This is a genomic window from Chitinophaga deserti, assembly GCF_003149455.1.
GTDB classification, from domain to species: Bacteria; Bacteroidota; Bacteroidia; order Chitinophagales; family Chitinophagaceae; genus Chitinophaga; species Chitinophaga deserti.
The window spans coordinates 162,188-187,810 of sequence record NZ_QFFK01000001.1 but is presented as its reverse complement, the minus strand read 5'-3'; the positions used below and the strand labels follow the sequence as shown (position 1 = coordinate 187,810).

The following is a 25,623-nucleotide window of genomic DNA, read 5'->3' as shown; positions in this document are numbered from 1 at the left end:
AGAAATCATGTATTGCCAGTAGGTAATGTGTGGAAGTTAGTTTTTCAGCATGTATGCTGCTGCCTGATGATGTGTTTGGCTAACCCTGTATATGCAATTCAGGAAGAAGAAAGGCATACTTCGGAAACACAGGAGCAGCTGGCAGAGCTGGATCCCGGGAGCCTCCGGGAAAATGATGAACAATGGAGCCTGTTGCAAAAGTACCTTCATCGTCCACTGGACCTTAATGCAGCATCGGCAGAAGATTTACAGGAATTGGGATTGTTGCTGCCGGTTCAGATATTTCAATTACTGGAGCACCGGAAATCACTGGGGCCCTTAGCGGCTATATTCGAGCTGCAGGCGGTAAAAGGTTTTGATCTGAACACTATCCGGAAGTTACTGCCATATGTGACTGCAGGCAATCCATTCCGTCAGGAGGTTCCATTACGCACTTCCTGGACTGATGGAACCCATATGCTTCAGCTGAGATTTGCAAGAACCTGGGATGGCCCCGGAGCAAAGCTTTTCCCTGCTGCGGAAAAGGCGCCTGCATATGCCGGCAGTCCGGAGAAGATATTGTTGCGTTACCGCTATCAAATGGGGCGGTATGCTGGATGGGGAATAGTGTTGGAGAAAGATGCCGGTGAATCTTATCTCCGTAAAAAAGGGATTCCCATACCCGATCATCTCGGTTTTCATTGGGTAATACGGCGGCCGGGATTACTCAAAACCCTGGTGTTGGGAGATTACACGATCAATATGGGGCAGGGGTTAATTCAATGGCACGGCCTCGCTCCGGGAAGAAGCTCATCCGTACTTTTTTTAAAACGGGAAGGGGAGTCGCTCCGCCCTTATGCCGGAGCCGGTGAGTACTACTTTTACCGTGGAGCAGCGGGGACGCTGGCGTTTCGGAAATGGGAACTCACTTCCTGGCTTTCCGTTCGGGCGCTCGACGGAAGGGTGCGCCCGGTAGCAGGAGAAGATTTTGATTCAGCAGGTTCTTTAATGACAGGAGGCTACCATCGCACAATTTCTGAACAGGAAGCCCGGGGCAACATTATACAACATACAGCCGGAGCCATGCTGAAACTGCGGTTGAAAACTGGGCATGCAGGATTGAATGTACAGGGCCAAAAGTTTTCGGTGCCCCTTCGCGCAGGTGATGAACTGTACCAGCGGTTTCGCTTCCGGGGAAACCAATTGCTGGAATGTAGTTTTGATCATGCATTCACCTGGAAGAATGTTCACTTTTTCGGAGAAGTAGCGCAAAGCGGATCAGGAAACCGGGCAGCCATGCAGGGATTACTGGTGGCTTTATCACCGGTGCTGGATGCGGGAATGGTTTGGAGGAAAGGCCAGCCGGGTTTTTCGGGGTTATATGGTGCACCGTTCGGCGTAACGGGCATTGCAGGGAACGAAGAAGGATGTTATGGAGCATTGCAATGGAAGGTCCGCAATAACTGCGTGGTATCAGGATATGTGGATTTATACCGATTTCCCTGGTTGAGATACCGTGTTGGCAGCCCGTCGGCCGGTACAGATGCACTGCTGGCTGTACAATGGAACCCTGAACGCCATGCCATGATTCAGGGTAGTTACCGGTACGCGGAGCAGGCGCAGGATATGCTGCGGGAGGGGTATCGCGAGATGCAGACGTTGAAGCAGGCGAAGCATCAGATTCAGTTGCGGGGAGAAGTTCCTTTATCCGCCGCTGTAACATGGAAGGTGAGGGTGCAGGCTCAGCAGGTTGCCGGTGCTTCCAGCTGGATGGCTCTTCAGCAATGGAAATGGAAGTATGGAAAATGGAAGGGTGTATTTGCCCATACCTGGTACAGTCCATCTCCCGGGCAGGCCATGTATCTCTCTGGTCAGGGATTTGCAGGAGATGGAACCGTTAGCCGGTTTAGCGGAACGGGATGGTACTGCCGGTTCCAGGCCCAGCGGAAGCTTGGAGAACGCTGGAGCATCTGGGGCAGCTGGCAATACGCACAATCAAAAGAGCATCCCCAAACGTTGAATGAATGGAGGGAAGTATTAGGTCCGGAAAGTCGTAGTACTGTGCAGCTACAAATTGAATATGAGTGGGGGAAGGAGAAATGAATGTGTGGATGAAAACTAGTGATTCCGGATAGATCAATTCCTGGCAAAACGGTCAGAATTCATGGTCAGAAGATTGCCGGCAGGCGCCCTGTAGTATGCATTGTTTTACGGGCTTCAATCTCTTTTGACATATTTGCCACTTACCACTCATCCTCAAAACAGTTAATATCGGTAAGGGCACCCACTATTTCCACTTTGCGCTCCGGGCAACATAATTGTCTATCCCTTGTTATTTATGTGAACTTCATCCCCCAATTACTAGGCGATTGCAGTATTACAATGTATCTTGCATCGCTTGTTTATCCAAGTAGCCCTTAACTCTTTGATGATTTAGATTTTGATTGACACCAACTGATCATCAATCCGCCGGTTTCTTCGGAAACCGGCTTTTTTGTGCCCCAAACTGAAAAATATCTCCTCTTTTTCAATCACTTTTAGAGCTATCATGAAAAGTTTAGTCCAATATTGAACATCAATAACTTATCTAGTGATTACCGCACATCCGCTGCAGTAGGGTGTTAATAACCCTTAACAAAGTTTTAACTTAAAATTTTTGCGGATTCAAAAAACTACCTACATTGCGGTAGTCAACCAAAATCTAAATCATCTATGAAAAAGGCTCTACTTTTTCTCACCATGCTCATGGTGAGCGGGAGCCTGGCTTATGCCCAATTACGCCAGGTCACCGGTAAGGTTACAGGGGAAGACGGTTCTCCCATACCTTACGCCTCCATCCAGATCAAGGGAACCACAAAAGGTACCACCGCTGATCAAAACGGGAATTACAAAATTCAGGTCTCAGAAAAAGACGTACTGCTGATTCGGAGCGTAGGCTATAACACGCTCGAAAAACCAGTAGGCTCTTCTACCTCTTTACCCGTAATCCTGATGCTGGATTCGCGCAGTCTGCAGGAAGTCGTAATCACTACGGCTATGGGTATCCAGCGGCAGGCTAAATCTGTTGGCTACTCCGTCGGGAAAGTGAAAAGTGCCGACCTGGTAACGGCAAAGGCTACCACGGTAGCCTCGTCGCTCGTAGCCAAAGTTTCAGGCCTGCAGGTAAACACGGTTAATAACTCGGCTAACCCCAGCACCCGCATCATCCTCCGGGGGAACCGCTCTATCACGGGCGAGAACCAGGCACTGATCGTACTCGATGGTGTGGAAATCCCCGGCAGCCAGTTCAACACCATCAACCCGGAAGATGTGGAAGATGTGAACATCCTGAAAGGCGCCAACGCTTCCGCCCTTTACGGCGCCCGTGCCTCCAACGGTGCCATCATCATCACCACCAAAAAAGCACAGAAAGGCCGGCCTGTAGTCCAGCTTGCTAACTCCACCCAGTTCGAGGAAATATCTTTCTTCCCTGCGCTGCAGGACAAATTCGGGACCGGCTCCACCAAAGCCCCCATCCCTGTTTACAATGCTTACGAAAACCAGCAGTACGGCCCCGCTTACGATGGTTCCGAAGTGGAAATAGGAAAACCACTGGAAGACGGATCTATTCAGCGGGTGAAATACTCCCCAACGCGGGACAGGTACAACTTCTGGAACACAGGACTCACCCTGCAAAACAACCTCTCTGTTGCCACTGCCGATGATAAAACATCTTTCTTCGCTTCCATTCAGAACCAGAAAGTGAACGGTGTAGTGCCGAAGGATAAGTTTGGCAGAAATGGTGTTCGGGTGAATGCCAGCCGTGAGTTCGGGAAAGTAACCGCAAGTGCCAATATCAGCTATTCCCAGAATACCGCAGATGTGCATACCAATGCCGGTGGGCTGGAGGAAAGCGTATACTGGATGGTGATGAACACCGCTGCCCATGTACCCCTTACCAGCTATAAGAATTGGCGTACCGATAAATTCGCGAACCCCAACGGGTACTATAACGAATACTACTATAACCCTTACTTCATCATCGATCAGTTCAGGACCGATGCTAAAACCGATAACCTCATCGGGAACGTTACCCTGAATTACAAACCCCTGGAATGGCTGTCGTTCCTCGGAAGGGTATCAACCTCTACGCAAAACTCCGCTTCCAAAGACCGTGCAGACAAATTCACTTACACGCCCTACACGGAAGAGATTTCCGGCAATAAAGTGAAAGCCGAGGTGACCAATGGTTTTGTACAGGATAACTGGAGCAATTACGCGTTAAACCAATTCGATTTCATGGCTACTTTCCAGAAGAAGTTCAATGATCTCGATGTGCGCGTGATGTTGGGTAACCACATCAGGCAGGAGAGGAGCAAGGTTGGGTTTGTTCGTGCCAATGCACTGGTGAACCCGGGCTTCTTCAATGTGAGCAACCGCGTGGGTGAGCTGGATGGGGATGAACGCAACTTTACCGCCCGTGAGCATTCGCAATACATGGATGCTTCTTTCGGGTATAAAGATTTCGTGTTTATGCACGGCAGCTACCGCCTCGATCATATCTCCCGCCTTTCCAAAGTGAACCGCAATTTCGGATATCCCAGCATCGACGTTGCGTTTGTGGCCACAGAGGCTATTCCTTTCCTGAAGGGTAAACGCGCTATCAATTATCTCAAACTGTTCCTGGGGTATACGGAAGTAGGCCAGGCAAACATCGGCCCGCACTCGCTTGATGAAGTATTCGTTCGTGGTCCCGGGTTCCCCTTTGGATCTACTGTGGGGTATACTGTGGGTAACACCCTCGTGAGCGACAACCTTCGCCCGGAAAGACTGAAGTCAAAAGAAGCGGGTGTGGAAATGGGCTTTGTGGACGGCAGGGTGAACTTGCAGTTTACGTACTACGATCAGCTTTCTATTGACCAAACCATCACGGCAGGTCTTTCCAACTCTACAGGATATGGCGGATACCTCATCAATACTGGTAAAGTGAAGAACAAAGGGTATGAAATTGATCTGAAGTTACTGGCGCTGAAAACTGCGGATTTCCGTTGGGAGATTGGTGGTAACTATGCTTTCCGTGATAACAAAGTACTGGAGATCGGGGCAGACCTTCCTGAGCTGGCACTGTCAGACGCTTCAGGTAACGCTTATGTGGCGGCCATTCCGGGATATCCCTATCCCATGCTGAAAACAACTTCTTACGAGAAACATAATGGCAAAGTGATCGTGGATGCGGAAACGGGTATGCCCAGCCGCGCTTCCGGTTATTTTATCATCGGTAATACAAATCCAAAACATGTAGTGGGTATCAATACCAGCTTCCAATGGAAAGGTCTGCGCTTTACCGCACTCGGCGAATACCGCGGAGGGTATGTTGTGTACCACGACATTGGTTCCGACCTCGACTTCACCGGCGCTTCTGCAGTTAGTGCTTCCTATAACCGCCAGCGCTTCATCTTCCCCAATTCCGTTATTGAGTCACCCGCAGGATCCGGGAAATATATAGACAACAACAACGTGCTGGTAATGGATGGTAACTACGACTTCTGGCCGGAAAGTGCGTATCGTACTTCTATCGGGGAAAACTATGTGTCCAGCGGTGCCTTCTGGAAACTGCGGGAGCTGACGCTTTCGTATGATTTACCAGCTTCAGTTTTACGCCACCTGAAAATCGTGAAGAAAACGACTATCGGGTTCACCGGCAGAAACCTGGTTACCTGGCTGCCCAAGTCGAATCAATACACCGATCCGGAATTCAACTTTACCACCGGCAACGCCACGGGGTTGAATGACTATCGCCAGACCCCGCCAACACGCCTGTATGGTTTTAACGTATCTGTTACTTTTTAATCCGATCCGATCATGAAGAAACTCATCTATATCATACTGGGTGTGGGCATGCTCGCCACCAGTTGCAAGAAAGACTTCCTTGAAATTAATAATACACCCAACGATGCTACCGACGCAACGCCTCAGGCCGTACTTACCGGGGCGCTTTCAGGAACAGGCACTCTCGTATGCAATACCTGGCAGACTTATGGTGCCTGGACGGTTGGTTACTGGGCTAAATCCAATGTGGTAAGTGGTTATAATACCTACCGCACCTATAACTATACCAGTGCTACAGAACAAGGCGTATGGAATCAGTCGTATAACAACCTGATGGATTACGAGTTTATTGAGAAGAAGGCCGCTGCACTTACCCGGCATGAATATTTCATTGCCCTGGCCAAAATCATGAAAGCATATGTGTATCAGCAGGTTATTGACCAGTACGGAAACGTTCCCTACTCAGAAGCGCTGAAAGGAAAGGCTAACCTAACGCCTGCATATGATAACGCAGTTACGATTTATGAAGATCTTATCAGGCAGCTGGACGCTGCCAAGAAAATTATTGATGAAACCGACCCTGATAATACTATCCACGTGGGTAATGAAGATATCCTCTTCGATGGGGATCTGGACCGTTGGAAGCAGTTGGCAAATTCAATAAAGATGCGGTTGCTCATCCGTCAATCGCGCGTAGCGTCCCGGCTGGCATATATTACACCTTTACTCACTGCCCTGGCAGCAGATCCTGATGGTTTCCTTGAGGAAGACGCTGTAGTGGATCCGGGTTATCTCAGAACTGAGGGCAAGCAGAATCCTTTTTGGAACAGATACTATATGAATGCGGCAGGTTCTTCCGCCACAGAACATGATTATGTTATGCCAACAACTTACGGTGTTGCTAAGGTGGATCATGATCGCGGGGTAGCAATATTCGGTAGTACAGCTGCCAGCGGGGTAGATCTTGGAGATCTCAATCCGCCTGATGCCACGCCTTTTGGAGCCGCTTCAATTTTCCGTAGTTATAATCAACCGGTTGTTATTTTCCAGGTATCGGAAATGAAGTTCCTGCTCGCCGAAGCCGTACAGGAACTGGGGATAAATTTCGGGAAAACTGCCAAAGCATTTTATGAAGAAGGCGTTGCAGAAAGCTTCTATTATCTCATGACATCCCCTGCCATGATTGCTTATAACGGTTTTGATGACCGTGCCACCATTTATGATGAGCTGGTGCAGCCTTATCTCACCAGTGAGGAAGTAGATGCTGACTGGGAATTTTCGCCTAATAAGCTGAAAGCAATTGCCACCCAGAAATGGATCTCCATGTACCTCATCAACTCCCTGGAAGCATGGAACGAATACCGCCGTACCGGTTACCCCAATATTCCGGCTTCGCTGGAGTCTATCAAGCCCGGGCAGCTACCCTCACGCCTCCTGTATCCGCAAACGGAGGAGTCATATAACGCCGCCAACCTGGTGAAACAGGGTAAAATAGATCAGTTCACGAGCAAAATTTTCTGGGACGTAAACTAAAAATGAAGATCATGAAAAAGCTTTCTCAATATATCCTCTTCGCTTCGGCCACCGGTCTCCTTTTTACCGGTTGCCTGAAAGACGATGCCAGTTTTATCGACTACACCACTGCCCCGCCTGCCCTGCAATTCCTGTATGCAGAGCATGACGGTGACAAGGTGATCGAGGCCTTCGACTTGTCTAACGATGCGCAGGACATGCCTATTGAAGTGGCCATAGCATCGAAAGATCCGCTGGGTACTGCCGTAAATGCAAAAGTGAGCCCAATTACAAATGCTGCACAGATCTACAACCAGAAGTTCGATGATGAATACAATCAACTGCCGGCCGATGCATACACCATGACGGTAAATACAGTATCGGTACCAGCCGGTACAAGGTCTGTACCTTTCGTGGTGAAGGTAAACTCCAGCAAGATCCCTGATCTGTCTAAGAAATGGATGGTGGGCTTTCAACTGACAGATCCCAGCGGCGCTGTTATTGCATCCAACCTGGGGAAGGTGTTTATCGAAGTGGTGGTAAGAAATGCTTATCATGCCTACTATCGTGCCACCGGCGTCTTTCACCACCCTGTAAATGGCGATCGCCCGATTGATATGCGTAAAGAGCTGATTACCACTGGACCAAACTCGGTTATTGCCTATCTGGGCGACCTTGGGCCGGATTATCAGATGGTGCTGACCGTAAATGCGGATAACTCTGTAACCATCACTCCGGCGGGCGATACACCCAATATTGACCAGCATTGGGGAGTAAACAGATACGATCCTGCTACCCATACTTTCCACCTCCATTATTCCTATAACACGGCAGCGCCGCGTATTGTGGAGGAAACTTTTGTGAGAGAATAAGAAGAAGGATACATATTATAAAAAAAGAGGTGCTGGAAATGGCACCTCTTTTTCTATTTTTGTGATTCCAAAGCCACATTATAATGGAAAATGAAAATGAACAGCAACAGCTGAATATTGAGTTAAGCGAGGAAGTAGCAGACGGAACGTATGCCAACCTGGCGATCATCACGCATTCACCGTCGGAGTTTGTGGTTGATTTTATCAATGTGATGCCCGGTTTGCCTAAGGCCCGGGTGAAATCCAGGATCATCCTGACGCCGCAGCATGCCAAGCGCCTGATGAAAGCGCTGGTAGACAATATCAAGAAATATGAATCCGCTCATGGCGCCATCCAGGACCAGGAACCGGTTTCCTTACCGATGAACTTTGGCGGTCCCACCGCTCAGGCATAACCGCAGCATTAGGATGGAGCAAATTTTCCCGTATAGCCACCTGCAGGCATTTACCCGCGATGTATTTCTGAAAATGGGCTGCTCTGCAGCACATGCAGAACTTGCGGCTACCGTTTTACTCTCTGCTGACCTCAGGGGTATTGATTCTCATGGTGTTGCACGCCTTAGCGGGTACGTTCGCCTATGGGAAGCAGGCCGTATCAATCCCACGCCGGATATCCGGATCGTCCACGAAACGCCTTCTACGGCAGTGGTGGATGGAGACGGAGGCCTTGGCCTCGTGGTAGCGCCTTTTGCTATGCAGGTAGCCATCGAAAAGGCAAAAATCGCCGGCACGGGATGGGTTAGCGTCCGCCATTCCAACCACTTCGGGATAGCCGGATACCACGCCATGATGGCACTGGAGCAGGATATGATCGGCATGGCCATGACAAATGCCAGTCCGCTCGTAGCCCCTACTTTTGCCACGGAGCGTATGCTGGGTACCAATCCCATCGCGGTAGCCATCCCGGCAGGGGAACAGCCTCCTTTCGTTGCCGACTTTGCGACTACCACAGCCGCCAACGGTAAACTGGAGATTCTCCAGCGCAAGGAAATGGAGGCCCCTACAGGCTGGGTGCAGGATAAGCATGGCCATTCCAGTACCAATCCGAACGAGCTTAAAAGCGGTGGTGCATTGCTGCCGCTCGGAGGCGACCGGGAACATGGCAGCCATAAAGGCTATTGCCTCGGCTCTATCGTGGATATCTTCTCGGCTGTGTTGTCTGGTGCCAATTATGGTCCCTGGGCACCGCCTTTCGTGAGTTTCCTTCCCCTGCCTCCCGACCCAGTCGGGAAAGGACTGGGCCATTTCTTCGGGGCTATGCGGGTAGATGCCTTCCGTCCGGCTGATGAGTTCAAGTCACATATGGATACCTGGATCAAGCGCTTCCGGGGAGCTAAAACCGTTGCGGGAGAAGAAAAAGTACTGATCCCCGGCGATCCTGAAAGGGAAATGCAGGCCTACCGTATGGAAGCCGGTATCCCGATCCTCGATCCTGTGGTAAAAGACCTTGGCGAAGTAGCCATGAAATTTAAAATCGATTTTTAAGTAATATATATCACAAACAAATGAAAGTCTTAAAATTTGGCGGAACCTCGGTTGGCAAACCGGAGCGCATGCATTCCGTAGCACAGTTGATCACAGCTGACACCGATGCCAAAATAGTGGTACTCTCCGCCCTTTCGGGAACAACCAACGCACTTGTCGAAATTGGTCAATCGCTGTCTGAAGGAAAGAAGACGGAAGCGAAGCAGCAGATCGACAAGCTGGAAAGCCATTACCGGGCTTTCTGTAACGAACTGGTGAAAACCGAAGCAGGACGGGCTAATGCCAAAGCCATCGTAGACGAACATTTTGAATTCCTTAATATCATCCTTCGTATTTCTTTCAACGAGGCACTGAACAAAGACATCCTCGCCCAGGGCGAGCTCCTGTCTACCAAACTATTCAGCGCATACATGGAGGAAACCGGCGTGAAAGCCGTGCTGCTGCCTGCGCTGGATTTCATGAGCATCGATGAGTTTGAAGAACCGGACATTCCCCGCATCAAAGTAAAACTCAACCACCTGCTGGAACAGCAGAAAGGCCAGACGCTCTTCATTACACAAGGATACATCTGCCGCAACTTCCGCGGAGAAGTAGATAACCTGAAACGTGGTGGCAGCGATTATTCTGCTTCCCTCATCGGCGCAGCCATCCAGGCAAAAGAAGTACAGATCTGGACCGATATCGACGGTATGCACAACAACGATCCCCGTGTTGTGAAGAAAACATTCCCGATCGAGCAGCTCTCTTTCGACGAAGCTGCCGAGCTGGCTTACTTCGGCGCTAAGATCCTTCACCCTGCATCCATCTGGCCTGCACAGCATTTCAACATTCCCGTGAAACTGCTGAACACGATGCAGCCCGAAGCGAAAGGCACCATCATCACTGAAATGCCTAACGGCAACGGTGTGAAAGCTATCGCAGCGAAAGATGGTATCATCGCCATCAAGATCAAATCCAGCCGCATGCTCCTGGCTTACGGCTTCCTCCGTAAAATCTTCGAGATCTTCGAGAAATACCGCACACCGATCGATATGATCACCACTTCAGAAGTGGCGGTTTCTATCACGATCGACGATCAGCGTCATCTTGATCAGATCCTCAAAGAACTGCAGCCCTTCGGAACAGTAGAGCTGGATCACCACCAGGCTATCGTTTCCATCGTGGGTAATGAGGTTGCGGCCACACCGTCTATCCTCAAGAAACTGTTCGATTCCCTGAATGAAGTGCCCCTGCGTATGATCTCTTACGGCGGCAGCAGGCACAACATTTCCATCCTCGTTGGTGGCCAGCACAAGGAGAAAACACTCCAGCTGCTGAATAAAGGACTGTTCGGACTGGAATAGTAATGATTGTTGATTACATGAATACAAAAGCCGCCTCATTCTCATGAGGCGGCTTTTTTTATATGTTTATAGGCGGAAAGAGACGCTATTATGCAGTACTGAGCGGAGCGCGAAGGGTGCCGGTTTCTTTCGCTTTATCTTCGAAGTATCCTATTTTCCGCATGTAGTGTACATCGAGGGAATATACCCCGAACTCCTCTATCACTTTGCCTTCAAGAATATAAAAGCCGCCTTTCATAAAAGGGTACCGGCGCAGACTGTCGGGGAAATGCACAGTGTCGAGAAAGTCGCCATCACGGTCGAGGAAAGTACCGAAGCACATGGCTTCCTGTTTTACGGTATAGACATGTTTGAGTGTTACGAGGTAGCCGAGCATGGATACGTTTTTGCCCAGATGACGCTCCAGATCAGCAACCGGCATGTATTTGCGCTGGTCGTGTTGCAATACGCCAAAGGGTGAAGTCAGCGGAAAGCCCAGCAGTTCAATTTCATCGAATGCATCCTCGTGATCGTGATAGGAGAGCGTAGGCAGCGTCCAGTTGCGGGAAGGCTCCCTGAATAGCCCGGGCTTTGAGGGATCGTTTGTATCCCTGCGCAACAGCGCAGCGCTTTTCCACAAAAGGTTCTTCTTTGTTTCCTTCGTGAAATGGAAAGCCCCGATGCGTATCAGAATTTCCAGCTGTGCAGGGTGAGGCTGCGTACGGTTCACGAAATCTTCCATATTGAGGAAATACCCGTTCGCTTTACGGTCGTCCAGCACGGATTCGATCCATGCCTGCTCCAGTTTCTCCACATGTATAAACCCAACATGCACTTCGTTTTTCTTGATGTTAGTGTAATAGTCACTACGGTTAACACAGGGCGGGTTGATATTGACGCCGGTTTTCTTCAGCTCCCTGAAATACAGTTCCCGGTTATAGAACCCGCCGAAATTGTTGATAACTGCCACCATAAACTCTGCCGGAAAGTAAGTTTTCAGGTAAAGACTCTGATAGCTTTCCACGGCGAAACTGGCCGAGTGCGCTTTGGAAAATGAGAAATTAGCAAAGCTGGCGATCTGGCGCCACACCTCATCACTCACGGCCCTGGGGCGCCCCAGTTTTTCACAGTTATCGAAGAAAAGGTTCTTGATCTTCTCGAAGTTCTGCTGCCCGCGGTATTTTCCTGCCATAGCACGCCGGAGAGTGTCTGCATCTGCCAGATCGAGGTTGGCGTAGTGGTGCGCTACCTTGATCACATCTTCCTGGTACACCATCACGCCATACGTTTCTCCCAGCAGGGTTTTCATGACGGGGTGGAGGTATTCCACTTTGTCGGGCTGATGGAAGTTCAGCACATACTGCCGCATCATGCCCGCCTGTGCCACACCCGGACGAATAATCGAGCTGGCAGCCACAAGCGTGATGTAATCGTCGCAACGCAGCTTGCGCAGCAGTTGCCGCATGGCGGGAGATTCGATGTAAAAGCAACCGATAGTCTGAACATTACGGAGGGCGTCCTTCACCTTGGGATCTTCCATGAAGGATTTAACATCGTGGATGTCCAGATCCAGCCCGTGGTTTTCTTTAATGATATCCAGCGAATCACGGATGTGCCCGAGGCCGCGCTGACTAAGGATATCGAATTTATGCAGGCCGATGGCTTCTGCCAGATGCATATCCAGCTGCGCGGTGCAAAGCCCTTTGGGGGGCAGGTGCGTTGCGCAGTGCTGATGGATGGGCGCTTCACTGATGAGGATACCGCCGGCATGAATACTCAGGTGATTGGGGAACCGGTCGAGCATGCGGCCATAGCGGATGATGCGCTGATGCACATTGTCTTCTCCCAGTTTTACCTGGTAAGGGTTTTCAAGGATTTTGTCGATCTCGCCTTTGGGTAATCCATATACTTTGCCCAGCTCGCGTACGATGGCGTTTGTCTGGAAGGTAGCCACGGTTCCCAGCAGGGCGGTATGTTCTGTCGTGTATTTATTGAAAATATAATCGAAGATCTCATCCCGGTCGCGCCAGGAGAAGTCGATATCGAAATCAGGAGGAGAGCTGCGGTGCGGATTGAGGAACCGCTCGAAATACAGATCCAGCGCAATGGGGTCTACGTTCGTGATGCCCAGGCAATAAGCAATGATGGAGTTAGCCCCGCTGCCTCTGCCTACATGGAAGAAGTCGCGGTGACGGGCATAGCGCACAATGTCCCAGGTAATGAGGAAGTAAGCATTGAAATCCTGCTGGTCGATGATCAGCAATTCTTTATCGATGCGTTGTTTCGCTTCTGCATTTCCAATTCCGTAGCGGTATTCCATCCCTTCATATGCCAGGTCCCTCAGCAGTTCTCGGTCGCCTTCGCGGCTGTGTGTAAAACGTTTTTTGTTGAGGTGTTGCCCGAAGGTGAAATGCAGCTGGCATTCCTCCATCACCCGGAGGGTATTGCGGACGATGTGGGGTTGTTCTTTAAATAGTTCCAGCAGTTGAAAGGGAGGGATGAAGCATTCATCTATCCCTGCCACTTCTTCCGGCGGCAATTGGCTGATGAGCAAATTATTATCGACTGCCCGTAAAACCCGGTGCAGCCGCTGGGATTCTTCGTTCTGGAAACTGATGGGCTGTAATACAACGAGCTTATCTGCATAGCGCCGGGTATCTGTCCGGAACAGGCGGTTTAGTTCCCTGGGGCGGATGCCTATCAGTTCGTTTTCCGCTAAAGAATGGAGTGGTCTGGCTCCGCAGGCGTATATCACAAAGGTTTCCGGCAGAAAAGGGGCTTGCTCCGGAAATGGTTCTTCTGATTGGAGGTGCCGGGAGAGGAAGCGGTTAATAGACAGCCATCCGTCCATATTCCGGGCAAGGAGGATGTACCGGAAAGCAGCACCGTTCCGGCATTCTAAGCCGAGGATGGGCTTGATGTCGTGCTGCATGCATTCCTGTACAAACATCCATGCATCCGTAGTTGCATTGATATTTGTAAGTGCGAGCGACGTAATCCCGTGGGCCTTGGCGGTAGCCACGAGCTCGTCGGTACGGATGGTGCCGTAACGCAGGCTGAACCAGGATTTGCAATTCAGGTACATGTTAATGAGGATATCGGCGTTTCATAATCAGGGTTTCCTTCTGGTAGGGCTGCAGCTGCTGATCGAAGTTTCCACCGCTGCTGCTGCCACGCATCAGGTATTGCCAGCCGAACTGCTGTTTAATGCTGTCGATAGCCTGGTATAATGAAATCATATCTTCCGTATCATCGAAAAGACTGATCTGGTAATTCCCTGAAACGAGGTTGCTGAACCGCACGCCGATCAGGCGTACCAGCAGCCTGCGGTCGTACAGCTTGGAGAACAGTTGTTTCACATGCTCCAGCAGCACATGATCGCTGGAGGAATAGCGGATACTGAGTTGTTTGGTGACGGTTTCGAAGTCGGAATACCGGATTTTGACAGTTACACAGCCGGTAAGCCGGTTTTGCTGCCGGAGCTCGAAGCCGATCTTTTCCGTCATCCTCACCAGTTCGCTGTGCATAAAACCCAGGTCTATCGTGTCCTGCGGGAAAGTCTGTTCCGTAGAAATAGATTTTTGCTCATGAAACGGAATTACGGGCGATTCATCGATCCCATTGGCTTTGTTCCAGAGGGATATCCCGTTTTTCCCCATCCAGGCCTCCAGGAGGCCAACAGGGATCTCGCTGAGGGTTTTCACGGTTTCTACCCCCCGGCGGCGGAGCTGTGCAGCGGTTTCTTTCCCTACCATGGGTATTTTATCGACCGGCATAGGGGCGAGGAACCCTTTTTCGTGCCCGAAGGGGATGGAAAGCTGTCCGTTTGGTTTGGCTTCGTTGGTGGCTACTTTCGACACCATTTTATTGGACGCCAGGCCGAGGGAGATGGGCAGATGCGTCTGGCGCATGATTTTCTGGCGGAGTTCGGTGGTCCATTTGAGGGAACCGAAGTATTTATCCATCCCTGTCAGGTCCAGGTAAAATTCGTCGATGGAGGATTTTTCATATAACGGGGCCGAACCGGCGATAATGTCGGTCACTTCCCGCGAAAAATGACTGTATTCTTCAAAGTCCCCGCCTCTGATTATGGCATGCGGACAAAGCCGCAAAGCCATTTTCATAGGCATGGCGGAGTGGATGCCAAAAGTGCGGGCTTCATAGCTGCAGGCTGCCACCACGGCCCTGTCGCCCTTGCCGCCTACGAGGAGGGGCTTGCCCTTAAGGCTGTGATCTTTCAGGCATTCAACCGAAACAAAAAAGCAGTCCAGGTCGAAATGCGCGATCGTGCGTTGGCCGTCTAACAACATAATCGTGTCTTTACCCAAAATTACTAAAATAATTAGCAAAACTAATGCAGTTAGCAAAGAAATAATAAACTAAAGCAACCAGGCGTTTGTTTAATAGGTAGAACTAATCCATTTCGTTATGAAACACACGGATTATGTTAAAGAAGTCCTGCTGCTGGCACTGCTGTTAGGGCCCATGGTGTACCTTGCACTGATCTGGAATACGCTTCCTGCGCAGATTCCCACCAATTTTAACCTGAACGGCGAGGCCGACGGGATGGTGTACAAAAGGGAGTTCCTCCTGTTAATGATCTTCCTCTTTTTTACGAATGGCATGCTGTACGCATTGTTCCGGTATATTCCGAAGCGGGATGTATGGGATGAAACGCCGGCTGAATTCAGGGCGTATATGAAAGAATATTACCGCATCCGTTTCCGGATACATATCTATCTGGCTGTATTTACATCAATTGTCATCTATCTGATCAGTACAGGCAGGGAAATATTCCTGGAGAAATGGGTGTTTGTGGGCGTAGGGCTCCTTATTGCAGCGCTGGGTGTTTTCCTGCGGAATCTCAAACCCAACTATTTTGTGGGCGTCCGTACTCCGTGGACGCTGGCCAATGATGTTATATGGACGGAAACGCACCATATGGCAGGCAGGTTGTGGCTGTATGCAGGTATTGTAATTATGGTAGCCGGGATGTTTATGCCGGTGATGAGCGGGGTGTTCCTGTTTATTTTTGCGGGGATGGCCCTGGCGGCACTGCCTTACATTTATTCTTACCGGTTATTTTATAAGACGCAGGGTTGAATCGTCGTGGGCACGGGAAGTGGCAAGCATTCCCGTGCATAAAAAAAAGTAAGAACGGGGATCAACCTGTTCTTACTTTTTTTATGGATAGTTATAAAACTATTAACGGAGGGAGGGGAGCAGTGCTCTGCCGATCAGTTCACGGCCGGGCCATGGGATCATGGCGAGGATGAGCACGAGTCCGAGACCGAAGAAGATGAGCGCGGTTTTGTGCTTTTTAGCATCCGAGTCAGCTTTCTTGATTTTGGAACGGCCGATGTGAACGAGCGCGATGGCGATGATGCCCAGCAGGGTGTGCTCAACGGTAAAGAAACGGAGCACTTTGTCGCCCATTGCGGCGCCCATATTGCCAAAAGCGGTTTTGGTGAGCGAGCTGGTGAACATAAGCACCAGGCCGATCAACAGCTGAATGTCCAGGAAGATCATGAAAAAGAGGCCGGCCTTGGTATCGCCTGCGCCGTAAGGCTTCTTTCCGGTAACGCCCATAATGGCGCGGATCACTGCGATTACGCCAAAGGCGAGGATGAGCCAGCGCACGTAAGAGTGAATGTCTAACAAAGCTTGCATATTGTTTGAGTTTGTCCGGGGCAAAAATAAGCGTTGAGTCACAGATAAAATTTTTTATTACAAAAAATGTTTGCTAATTTTGTTAGCATTGTTGTACTAAATAATTTAGGGATGTCTACTGTTTGCCAAAATCTTAAATATCTGCGCAAGCAAAAGGGCTGGACGCAGCAGGAATTTGCTGACCGCCTTAACATAAAGCGTTCTTTACTGGGGGCTTATGAAGAGGAGCGTGCCGAGCCTCGAACAGAGGTATTGGAACAGGTGAGCGATATGTTCCGTGTTTCGATCGACGATCTGTTGCGGCGCGACCTGAGTTCTGCCAAGGAAAGCTTCCTGGAGCGCAGGCGCCAGCAGAAGCTGGGCGGTACCAACCGTCAGAATGTAGTATTTGTTCCGGTAAAGGCCGCTGCGGGTTATCTCGCGGGCTTCAATGATGACGAGTTCATCGATGAGCTGAACACATTTACTTTGCCCATGCTGGGTGCGGGCCAATACCGTGCTTTTGAGATCGCAGGGGATTCCATGTTGCCAACACCATCCGGTTCCGTAGTAGTTTGCCATAAGGTAGACGGCTGGGAGGATATCCGGAATAACGAGGCATACATTGTGGTGACCAACCGCGAAGGCATTGTTTACAAGCGTGTACTGAAAAGCAACCGTTCCAAAGCCAAGGTTACGCTTGCTTCCGACAATCCCATGTACGATCCTTATTCTGTGAATATGGAAGAAGTACTGGAGATCTGGGCGGCAGATGCTGTTATCCAGAAAATGGGCCAGCAGCATAAAATGAGCGTGAACCACCTTGCAGGTATGGTAAACCAGCTTCAGGAGCAGGTAAGCATGCTGAAGAAGCAGATGAAGAACTGATCTGTAGCCTGAAGAGGTTGCAGTTTGGTAACCACTGCTACCAATCAACTTACTTTCCATTACCCGGAAGTATGAAGAAGCTTTCCGGCCGTGAGAGATCGCGGCCGGGTATTGCTATCGGCAGTTGCGCGTATTAATGCCGTGATAACTACTGTCTGGAGTTTCCGGTAGTAACACATGGATTGCTTTCAGTGGGTTCAGGTAATGATTGCTGTGTGTTATTTTCAGCAGGTGTGGGATGTGATACCAGCATATTATTAACAGCAAATGCAGATAGCGATACCAGAATATGATTATCTGTAGATGCGTGTAGTAATACCAGGATAATATTATCAGCAGTTGCGGGAAGTGAAACCAGCATATTATTGTCAGTAGATGCAGGTAGCGATACCAGGGCATTGTAGTAACATAAAATAATTTTGCGACCGTATCAGGGCAACAACTGAACGCTTAAAGATTGTGACATAGAATAAACCGTATGTCATATGCAAAGGATTTCATCGTTGTTTTCCCAACCCCAAGTTAACCATTGACAGTGCCGGAGGAAACTCCGGCATTTTTTATTTGGCTTCTTTCTCCGGACACGCCATTTCCCCATGACAAGTTCAGGTAACTCAGATCCCGCTTCCCTTCAATTATCTGCAATTCCCGGATAGTTAAAGCCTGGAGTCAGGTTGAGACATGCCTGATTTGAATACCCGATTCTCTACCATTACGGGGGGTATTTGATATTTATCAGGATTATTTATATGGTTTACCACTTTTCGAAATCCTCTAACCACCATGCATTTCACTTTAGAGATTACTGAAGCATGAGTGCTTCTAACCTTCGACGTTTTACAATCCCTGAAATTACTGTATTAGATATCCTTCAATTATCGCAACCTTAGCTCCGTGGCGGTTTACATAAATTTAGGGGTAACAAAATTTCTCTATTATGGCAATCTTAGATTCTCTCATTCCATTTACCGGCAGGCTGGGCAATATCATTGCCTACAAACGAAACGGCAAACACTGCCTGCGAACCGTGCCGGAAAAAGTAAGGCAAACGGCAAACACCCGCCGCGCTGCCAAAAGGTTCGGTGCAGCCAGCAGCAAAGGCGCCCTTATCCGCCATGCTATCACGCCACACCTGGACATCCATACAGATCATGCGCTGGTAAACCGCCTGAACAGCTTAATTCTGCAGGCTGGCAGGAACAATCATGCAGCACTGGCTAAATTCCGCTTCAATGGATACACAGGTATCAATACGCACATCAATGCAAGGCCCGTATTCACTAAAGACGGGAAACTGCACATCCCCGCACAGGAATTCAAAGCATTTGCAAAAGCAGACCGCATTGAGATAAAGTTGATTGCCACCCGGATCGACTTCACTACACGAACAGTAACCGGTTCTGACACTGCCGTGCTGAACATCACCCTGAATGGACGTTATCAATACTTCGAAGGTGCAGATATGCAGGTAAACGTACCCGGTAAAGGCACACTGATAGTAGTGCTGCAGGTAAGGCAGTTTAAAGATGGTGATGATATCGGTAACCGAAGGGGATATGCAGCAGATATCATTGCAATAGTGGAAGAGGAACAAAAGGAAACGGTTATTACCAAAGTAAAGCCCGTTCACGAACCATCTCACCCATCAGTCTCTCCTGTCCTCACCACACTCTCTGCTCAAAACAGACAGGTGCTCATCCAACGGGAATAGCCTATCGCCATAAGAGAGAGATTTTGTTATAACTAATTAATTATCAAAATATATGGAACCCAAATCTACACGGCAGGCAATTCCTCCGCCAGCCATTGCCATATACCCCATGCTCGTCATCTTCACTATTTCTCTTTCCTGTCCCCTTTTCACCAACTTCGCATAACATCCTCCCCGCATTCGCATCAAGTCCACGTTCTCTCCAACAATAATTTCTGGTTACCACAAAGTTACTATCCGGTAATCAGGTAGTAATTAGCTTCAAATAAGCACTGTAACTGCACTTTAATGTACGCTAAATAACCTGCAGCTAAGGTGTGAGCCGGGTATGATTCCGCAATATGCCTGCGTACCTTCTATTCTTAGAATATATGTGTTCAACTCCCATTCTTCCTACGAATATTACCAAGATGCGTAGCCGCATTCTTCCATAACCATCAATTCTTTGTCGATAAACACCAGCTGTAGGATATCTCATCCGACACCGCTGGAGTGAAGCAAATGGGCAGCATTTTCTTCGTACATTCATCTTACATAAAACTCCTCACATGAAAGCCTTTTGCGCAGCAACCATCTTCCAGGTCAGGGATCTCAGTATCGCAGTTCCATTTTACACTGAGGTGCTTGGGTTTACAAAGTATTTTGAATTCGCCAGCATAGTAGGAATCGAACTTGGAGAAGTGCGCATACATCTTTCCGGCCCGGAAGCTCAGGGACATAAGAAAGCCATCGGAGAAGGGGATATGTATATTTTCTGTGATGAAGTAGACGATTACTTCAGGGATATTAGTACCAAAGGAGCGAATACCTTCGCACCTCCGGAAGATCGTGGTTACGGCATGAGAGATTTTGCAGTACAAGATCCGGACGGAAACGTACTCGCATTCGGTAAAAATATAGAAGGAGAGAAGTAGTCACCTACACCTTAAACACCCCCGTCCCTCCAATTACAAAAACCTCCGAATCTTCCCCGGGCTCCACACAATACGTCCCGGTAAATGCACTGAACGCAGGCAGGATAGCACCCTCCGCACCAAAATAAAAACACGGCAGCCGCAAACGTTGCCGGCCATTACCCACCATCCAAACTCCCGGATGAATGTGGCCCGACATGGCATAAAGTTCCCCGTTATCTGCAGGTTTGTCTTTTGGGTCATGCACAAAGTAAATGCCTCCCAGCGTCAGCGTATCCATCAGCTGAACATCGAGAGATGCATATACAGACGGGTCCATGATATCGTGGTTACCCGTTACCAGCTCGAACCGGATATGTGGAAACTGGTTGCGCCAGATCCGGAAATACTGCACTTCGTTATTAGCAGAACTATGGAACATATCACCCACCACAATTAGCCGCTGCGGATTGTATTTGGTGATCAGTTGCTGCAACCGGTACAGGTCTTCCTGCACAATGTTCCCCGGTACCGCAATACCCGCTTTGCGGAAATGAGCCGCCTTTCCCACATGAAGGTCTGCCACAATGAGCGCCCGCTCTTCTTCCCAATACACTGCTTTGCCGGCAGATAACCGCCAGTGTCCGCCCTTCATTTCATACCTGATATCTTCCAATGCTATCTTTATTTTAACCGGATATGCCGGGATGTTTTTGTTATAGTTATAAAAGTAGGGCGACCCTCAGCTGCCTTAAACGCAGCAGGGCATCACTGCCACAGGGTCATCTTCTTAATCCTGTCTTCCAGCTTCTCACTGGTCAGTTCCTCACGCAGGCTATCCACCTTAATAGGGAAGCAGAACGGCGTTAGCCGCTGTGGGAAAGTAATCACGATCTTACTGTTGCGGATGCGCTCCAAAGTTTCCCGTAAACGGGCTTCTTCCATCTGGTAAAAAAATGCTTCGTTGTACGCCTGCCGCACCAGGATATTCTGCGCGTCATAATCCTCAAACACTTTAAACAATAACGAAGCAGACGATTGCAGATGTCTGTTAGCTTTCGATTTACCCGGATACCCCTGGAATACAAGCCCTGCAATGACTGAGATGTCCCGGAACTTACGGCGCGCCATTTCCGTGGCGTTTACACTGCTTTGCAGATCGGTGGTAAGATTTTCTACAGAGAAAAGCTCATCCGCATTAGTATCGTCTACCGGGATGGGCTGGTCGCTCAGCAGCTCGAATCCGTAATCGTTCATGGCAATGGAGAACGTGATGGGATGCAGCTGACTGATACGCCAGGCCAGCAGCATGGCCATCACTTCATGCACCAGGCGCCCCTCGAAAGGATATACAAAAAGATGATACCCGTCTTCCGTTTTGATTTGCTCCATCAGCAGCTCATTTTCCCGTGGGATGTGAGACAGCATCTGCTGCAACTCAAAAAGCGGCTGCAAAATAACGATTTCCGGCTCATGGGCCTTGCCTGCCATAGCCTCATGGAACTTCCGGCGCAGCATCATCCCGAGGTTGGCGGAAAGGGGCATACGGCCACCGTTCCAGCTGGGTACAATGCTTTTCTTTGATTTGGATTTGCGCACCAGCACCGTCATGTCTTTGATCATAACAAATTCGAGGTTATGACCGCTGAGGCGGAAGCTGTCGCCCGGAGTAAGGCGGGATATGAAATATTCTTCAATAACACCGATGTATCCCCCCGTCATGTACCGCACTTTCAGCATGGCATCGCTCACTATGGTGCCTATGTGCAGGCGGTGGCGCATGGCCTGCTGCTTGCTGGTGCAGTAGTAACGGTCGCCCACGAGGTGGACTTTATGATATTCATCGTATACCTGCAGTGCTTCGCCGCCCGATACGAGGAAGGAAAGGCACCAGTTCCATTCATCATTGGTCAGATCCCGGAAGCAGAAAGTAGACTGTACTTCTTTCCGTATTTGTTCCGCCTCAAACCCTTCAGACACACTGAGCGTCATCAGGTATTGGAGCAGCACGTCATACGCTAGGATAACGGGCATCCTGCTTTCGATAAGGTTCTCCACCATGGCGTCTTTCAACGCGGCGGCTTCTACCAGTTCGAGGGAGTGGGTGGGGAGGAACCAGATACGGCTCACAGCATCGGGCCTGTGACCGCTACGCCCTGCCCGTTGCAGGAAACGGGCCACACCCTTTGGACTGCCCACCTGAATCACCGTATCCACCGGCCTGAAATCCACGCCGAGGTCAAGACTGGAAGTACATACCACCAGTTTGAGGGTACCGGTATGCAGGGCTTCTTCCACCCAAATGCGCAGCTCGGCGTCGATAGATCCGTGGTGCAGGGCGATGGCGCCTGCCAGCTCGGGGCATTCCTTCAGGATCTGGTGGTACCATATTTCGGACTGTCCGCGGGTATTGGTGAAAAGGAGGGTGGTGTTACTTTCCATGATCACGGGCAGCACTTTATGCAGGAGGCGCAACCCCATATGCCCGGCCCAGGGATATTTCTCGATCTCATCGGGCAGGATGCTTTCCACTTCGATGGCCTTATGCACATCGGCCCTAACAATCACCCGCTCACCGGGCAGATTGCCGAGGAGTACATCAAGCGCTTCGTCGAGGTTGCCGATAGTGGCGGAAATGCCCCAGATGCGGAGATGAGGACGTAAGCCACGGAGACGGCTGATGCCCAGCTCGGTCATAACCCCGCGCTTGGAGCCAAGCAGCTCATGCCACTCGTCGGCCACGATAGTTTCCAGGTGCTCAAAGCGTTTAGGATATTCCCGCTGGGCGAGGAGGATGTGAAGGGATTCGGGGGTGATGATGAGCACTTCGGGCATGCTGCGCTTTTGTTTTTCGCGCACGCTGGCAGGCGTATCCCCGCTGCGGATACCTACCGCCCAGGGTACATCCAGCTCACGGAGGGCTTCCTCCATGGCGCGCCCTATGTCTTTAGCGAGTGCCCGCAGCGGGGTGATCCACATAAGGCGGAGACCGTTGCCGGTACGTTTCCGGTAATCTTTGGGGTTTTCGTTGATCCAGCGGATCACGGTTCCCAGGAATAAGGAAAACGTTTTGCCGAAGCCCGTAGGGGCATTTACGAGGCCGGAGCGGCCCTGCAGGTAATGTTCCCATGCTTCTTCCTGGAAGGCAAAGGGGGCAAGCCCTTTTGCTCCCAGCCACTGTTCGATCGCTTGCCAGCCGGGTGTGTTTTTCATCAGACATTGAAATTAGGAAAAATTCCCGCAAGGCATACCTTTGCCGTATGCGCGATTTCTTTCGTTTACACGAGAACGGTACCACCGTCAGGCAGGAGTTGCTGGCGGGCCTCACTACCTTTTCCACCATGGCCTACATCCTGGCGGTAAACCCCATGATCCTCTCCAAAACAGGCATGGATTTTAACGCGCTCATCACCGCCACCGCCCTGGCCGCCGCCATCGGTACGCTCGTGATGGGACTGTACGCCAAACTGCCCGTGGGCCTCGCTCCGGGCATGGGACTGAACGCTTTTTTCGCCTACACCATTGTGCTGGGTATGGGTTACAGCTGGCAGTTCGCACTAACAGCCGTTTTCCTGGAAGGGATCATATTCATCTTCCTTTCCCTTTTTCATATCCGTGAAGCCATCATCAATTCCATTCCCGAAAATCTCAAACACGCCATATCCGTCGGAATCGGACTGCTGATCGCACTGATAGGCATGGCCAATGCGGGCATAATTGAAACAGGTATGCGCCATATAGGGGAGGACAAACTGGATGGGGTGATCCTCAAAATAGGGCACATTACCAGCGCCGGACCGCTCATTGCCCTGCTTGGGCTGGTTGTGAGCGCCGTCTTAATGTACCGGAAAGTAAATGCCGCACTTCTGATTGGGATACTCTTCGCCACGCTGGCGGGCATTCCCCTGGGGCTTACCATGTGGCCGGAGCATGGTATCGTAAGCCTGCCGCCCAGTCTTTCCCCGATTGCCTTTCAGCTTGAATTCGATAAGATTTTTACCATGGACATGGTGGTGATCCTCTTCACCCTCCTGATGGTCAACTTGTTCGATACAGTGGGTACATTGATAGGGCTCTGCAATAAAGCCGGACTGCTCGATAGTCAGGGCCGCATCCCCCGCGCCAAACAGGCATTGTTTGCAGATGCCGTAGGTACAACGGCAGGGGCATTGCTGGGTACGAGTGTGGTAACGGCTTATGTGGAAAGCGCCAGCGGTATTGCATCCGGCGGGCGCACAGGGCTTACTGCCGTTACCGTTGCGGGCATGTTCCTGCTGGCATTGTTTTTTGCACCGCTTTTTGCCATGATACCCGCGGCAGCTACGGCGCCTGCCCTGATTATTGTGGGGATGCTGATGATGGGGTCGGTAGTGAAGATCAATTTTGAAGATGTGACAGAAGCCATCCCCGCCTTTCTGGCGATTGTGATGATGCCATACACGTACAGCATCGCCGAAGGAATCGTGTTCGGGATGCTGTCTTATGTTTTACTGAAAGTATTTACAGGAAAATACCGGGAGATCAGCCCGGTGATGTACGTGCTTTCCGTACTGTTTGTACTGAGTTTTCTACTACAGTAATCAGGTAAAAAGAAGTCTTACACCAACAATAAGCAGTGCGCCTGCCAGGGCAATCATGATGCCTTTGGGCTTTACTTTGCTGGAAAGTCCTGCGCCCAGTTGGGCACCTACCACCACACCAATACCAATGGAGAGAGCTGTTTGCCAGCCTTCCCAGAAGCTGCCCTGGATCATGTGCACTATCGTGCCTGCCAGCGACATAATGGCCAGAATAAAGTGACTGGTGGCTGTGGCGATGTGGATGGGGAAGTTAAGTACGCTGATGAGTGCAGGCACATGGATGATGCCACCGCCGATGCCCAGCAAACTGCTGATAAAGCCTACGGCAAAGCTGATGGCGATGCCGTACCAGATGTTAAAACGGTACTGATGCTGCTCCCCGCTGCGTTCGGTAAGATCACGATCTACACATTTACCCTTGAGGGTACCCGCGGCATAGGCTCCGCGGTTAGGTTTCAGTATGAGAAAAATTGCGATGACGATTAATAATCCTCCGAGAATGAGGTTAAAGGTATGCCTTGAGATAACGCTGGTGGCCATAGCGCCGAGGATAGCTCCCGGCAGGGTGGCTACTGCAAAGATGGCGGCCGACCGGTAGTCGATCCGTTTTTTACGGGCATAGGCTACAGATCCTGAAGTAGCGTTAAGACAAACTACGGCGAGTGAAATACTGGTGAGCACATCCGGTTCCATGTTGGGATACATGAGTAACAGGAGGGGCATTAATATAAAGCCTCCACCGGCCCCTATCAGGGTACCGAAGGTTCCGATTCCAAATCCTATTAATACTAACAACAATGCGGCCTGCAAGTCCATCTGGCGTTATCAAATTTTCACGTGTGAATAGAATGTTGCATCCTCGGGCATTACGAAAGAAAAGCCAATGACTTCGGCAATGGTAGGTACAATTGCGTTTTTTTAATG

General features: G+C 50.1%; 18 protein-coding genes. 12 read left to right on the top strand and 6 right to left on the bottom strand.

Translation table 11 applies throughout. From position 1 onward, the window contains the following. The first annotated feature begins 66 nt into the window (after positions 1-66). The 7 genes from DEV76_RS00730 (at position 67) to DEV76_RS00700 (ending at position 10,999) form a co-directional block, all read left to right on the top strand. Positions 67-2,082: a ComEA family DNA-binding protein gene (locus DEV76_RS00730; protein WP_157962641.1), complete on the top strand. Its 2,016-nt coding sequence runs from the start codon at positions 67-69 to the stop codon at positions 2,080-2,082. 609 nt (positions 2,083-2,691) lie between these two features. Continuing rightward, a complete protein-coding gene (locus tag DEV76_RS00725; RefSeq protein ID WP_109694105.1) occupies positions 2,692-5,808 on the top strand; it encodes a SusC/RagA family TonB-linked outer membrane protein in 3,117 nt (1,038 codons plus the stop codon). Positions 5,809-5,820: 12 nt separating this feature from the next. Next, entirely contained in the window at positions 5,821-7,320 is a 1,500-nt protein-coding gene (locus DEV76_RS00720) for a SusD/RagB family nutrient-binding outer membrane lipoprotein (protein ID WP_109694103.1), read from the top strand. An 11-nt stretch (positions 7,321-7,331) separates the two neighbouring features. Beyond that, on the top strand, positions 7,332-8,171 hold the full coding sequence (locus DEV76_RS00715; RefSeq protein ID WP_198651893.1) for a BT_3044 domain-containing protein: 840 nt from the start codon (positions 7,332-7,334) through the stop codon (positions 8,169-8,171). Between the two features lie 83 nt (positions 8,172-8,254). Further along, positions 8,255-8,566: a DUF3467 domain-containing protein gene (locus DEV76_RS00710; RefSeq protein ID WP_172621591.1), complete on the top strand. Its 312-nt coding sequence runs from the start codon at positions 8,255-8,257 to the stop codon at positions 8,564-8,566. 13 nt (positions 8,567-8,579) lie between these two features. Next, positions 8,580-9,656: an Ldh family oxidoreductase gene (locus DEV76_RS00705; protein WP_109694098.1), complete on the top strand. Its 1,077-nt coding sequence runs from the start codon at positions 8,580-8,582 to the stop codon at positions 9,654-9,656. Positions 9,657-9,676: 20 nt separating this feature from the next. Continuing rightward, positions 9,677-10,999 carry an aspartate kinase gene (locus tag DEV76_RS00700; protein WP_109694096.1) on the top strand — a complete coding sequence of 441 codons (1,323 nt, stop codon included), beginning with the start codon at positions 9,677-9,679 and terminating at the stop codon, positions 10,997-10,999. 88 nt (positions 11,000-11,087) lie between these two features. Here DEV76_RS00700 and DEV76_RS00695 read toward each other — a convergent pair whose 3' ends face one another. Continuing rightward, positions 11,088-14,063, bottom strand: coding sequence for a DNA polymerase III subunit alpha (locus DEV76_RS00695; RefSeq protein WP_109694094.1), 2,976 nt, complete (start codon positions 14,061-14,063; stop codon positions 11,088-11,090). A 1-nt stretch (position 14,064) separates the two neighbouring features. Beyond that, positions 14,065-15,288 (bottom strand): DNA polymerase IV, encoded by a 1,224-nt coding sequence (gene dinB / locus DEV76_RS00690; protein WP_109695319.1) that lies wholly within the window; start codon positions 15,286-15,288, stop codon positions 14,065-14,067. Between the two features lie 118 nt (positions 15,289-15,406). On the opposite strand from dinB, the gene DEV76_RS00685 reads away from it, so the two are divergent. Further along, complete coding sequence (locus tag DEV76_RS00685; RefSeq protein ID WP_109694092.1) at positions 15,407-16,081, top strand: SdpI family protein; 675 nt, start codon at positions 15,407-15,409, stop codon at positions 16,079-16,081. A gap of 102 nt (positions 16,082-16,183) precedes the next feature. Here the strand turns inward: DEV76_RS00685 and DEV76_RS00680 are convergent, their stop codons facing one another. After that, on the bottom strand, positions 16,184-16,648 hold the full coding sequence (locus DEV76_RS00680; RefSeq protein ID WP_109694090.1) for a hypothetical protein: 465 nt from the start codon (positions 16,646-16,648) through the stop codon (positions 16,184-16,186). Positions 16,649-16,759: 111 nt separating this feature from the next. Between DEV76_RS00680 and DEV76_RS00675 the strand changes: the two genes are divergently transcribed. The 3 genes from DEV76_RS00675 to DEV76_RS00665 all read left to right on the top strand — a co-directional run bounded on the left by DEV76_RS00675 (position 16,760) and on the right by DEV76_RS00665 (position 20,140). Beyond that, positions 16,760-17,515: an XRE family transcriptional regulator gene (locus DEV76_RS00675; protein WP_109694089.1), complete on the top strand. Its 756-nt coding sequence runs from the start codon at positions 16,760-16,762 to the stop codon at positions 17,513-17,515. A 937-nt stretch (positions 17,516-18,452) separates the two neighbouring features. Beyond that, positions 18,453-19,226: a hypothetical protein gene (locus DEV76_RS00670; RefSeq protein ID WP_109694087.1), complete on the top strand. Its 774-nt coding sequence runs from the start codon at positions 18,453-18,455 to the stop codon at positions 19,224-19,226. Between the two features lie 548 nt (positions 19,227-19,774). Next, complete coding sequence (locus DEV76_RS00665; RefSeq protein WP_109694086.1) at positions 19,775-20,140, top strand: VOC family protein; 366 nt, start codon at positions 19,775-19,777, stop codon at positions 20,138-20,140. 4 nt (positions 20,141-20,144) lie between these two features. On the opposite strand, the gene pdeM is transcribed toward DEV76_RS00665, so the two are convergent. Both pdeM and DEV76_RS00655 read right to left on the bottom strand, forming a co-directional pair. Beyond that, on the bottom strand, positions 20,145-20,795 hold the full coding sequence (gene pdeM / locus DEV76_RS00660) for a ligase-associated DNA damage response endonuclease PdeM (protein ID WP_109694084.1): 651 nt from the start codon (positions 20,793-20,795) through the stop codon (positions 20,145-20,147). Positions 20,796-20,887: 92 nt separating this feature from the next. Further along, entirely contained in the window at positions 20,888-23,332 is a 2,445-nt protein-coding gene (locus DEV76_RS00655; protein WP_109694082.1) for a ligase-associated DNA damage response DEXH box helicase, read from the bottom strand. Between the two features lie 47 nt (positions 23,333-23,379). Between DEV76_RS00655 and DEV76_RS00650 the strand changes: the two genes are divergently transcribed. Continuing rightward, positions 23,380-24,699 (top strand): NCS2 family permease, encoded by a 1,320-nt coding sequence (locus DEV76_RS00650; RefSeq protein WP_109694080.1) that lies wholly within the window; start codon positions 23,380-23,382, stop codon positions 24,697-24,699. Here the strand turns inward: DEV76_RS00650 and DEV76_RS00645 are convergent, their stop codons facing one another. Continuing rightward, complete coding sequence (locus DEV76_RS00645; RefSeq protein WP_109694079.1) at positions 24,700-25,515, bottom strand: sulfite exporter TauE/SafE family protein; 816 nt, start codon at positions 25,513-25,515, stop codon at positions 24,700-24,702. It abuts the gene before it with no gap. Between the last annotated feature and the right edge of the window lie 108 nt (positions 25,516-25,623).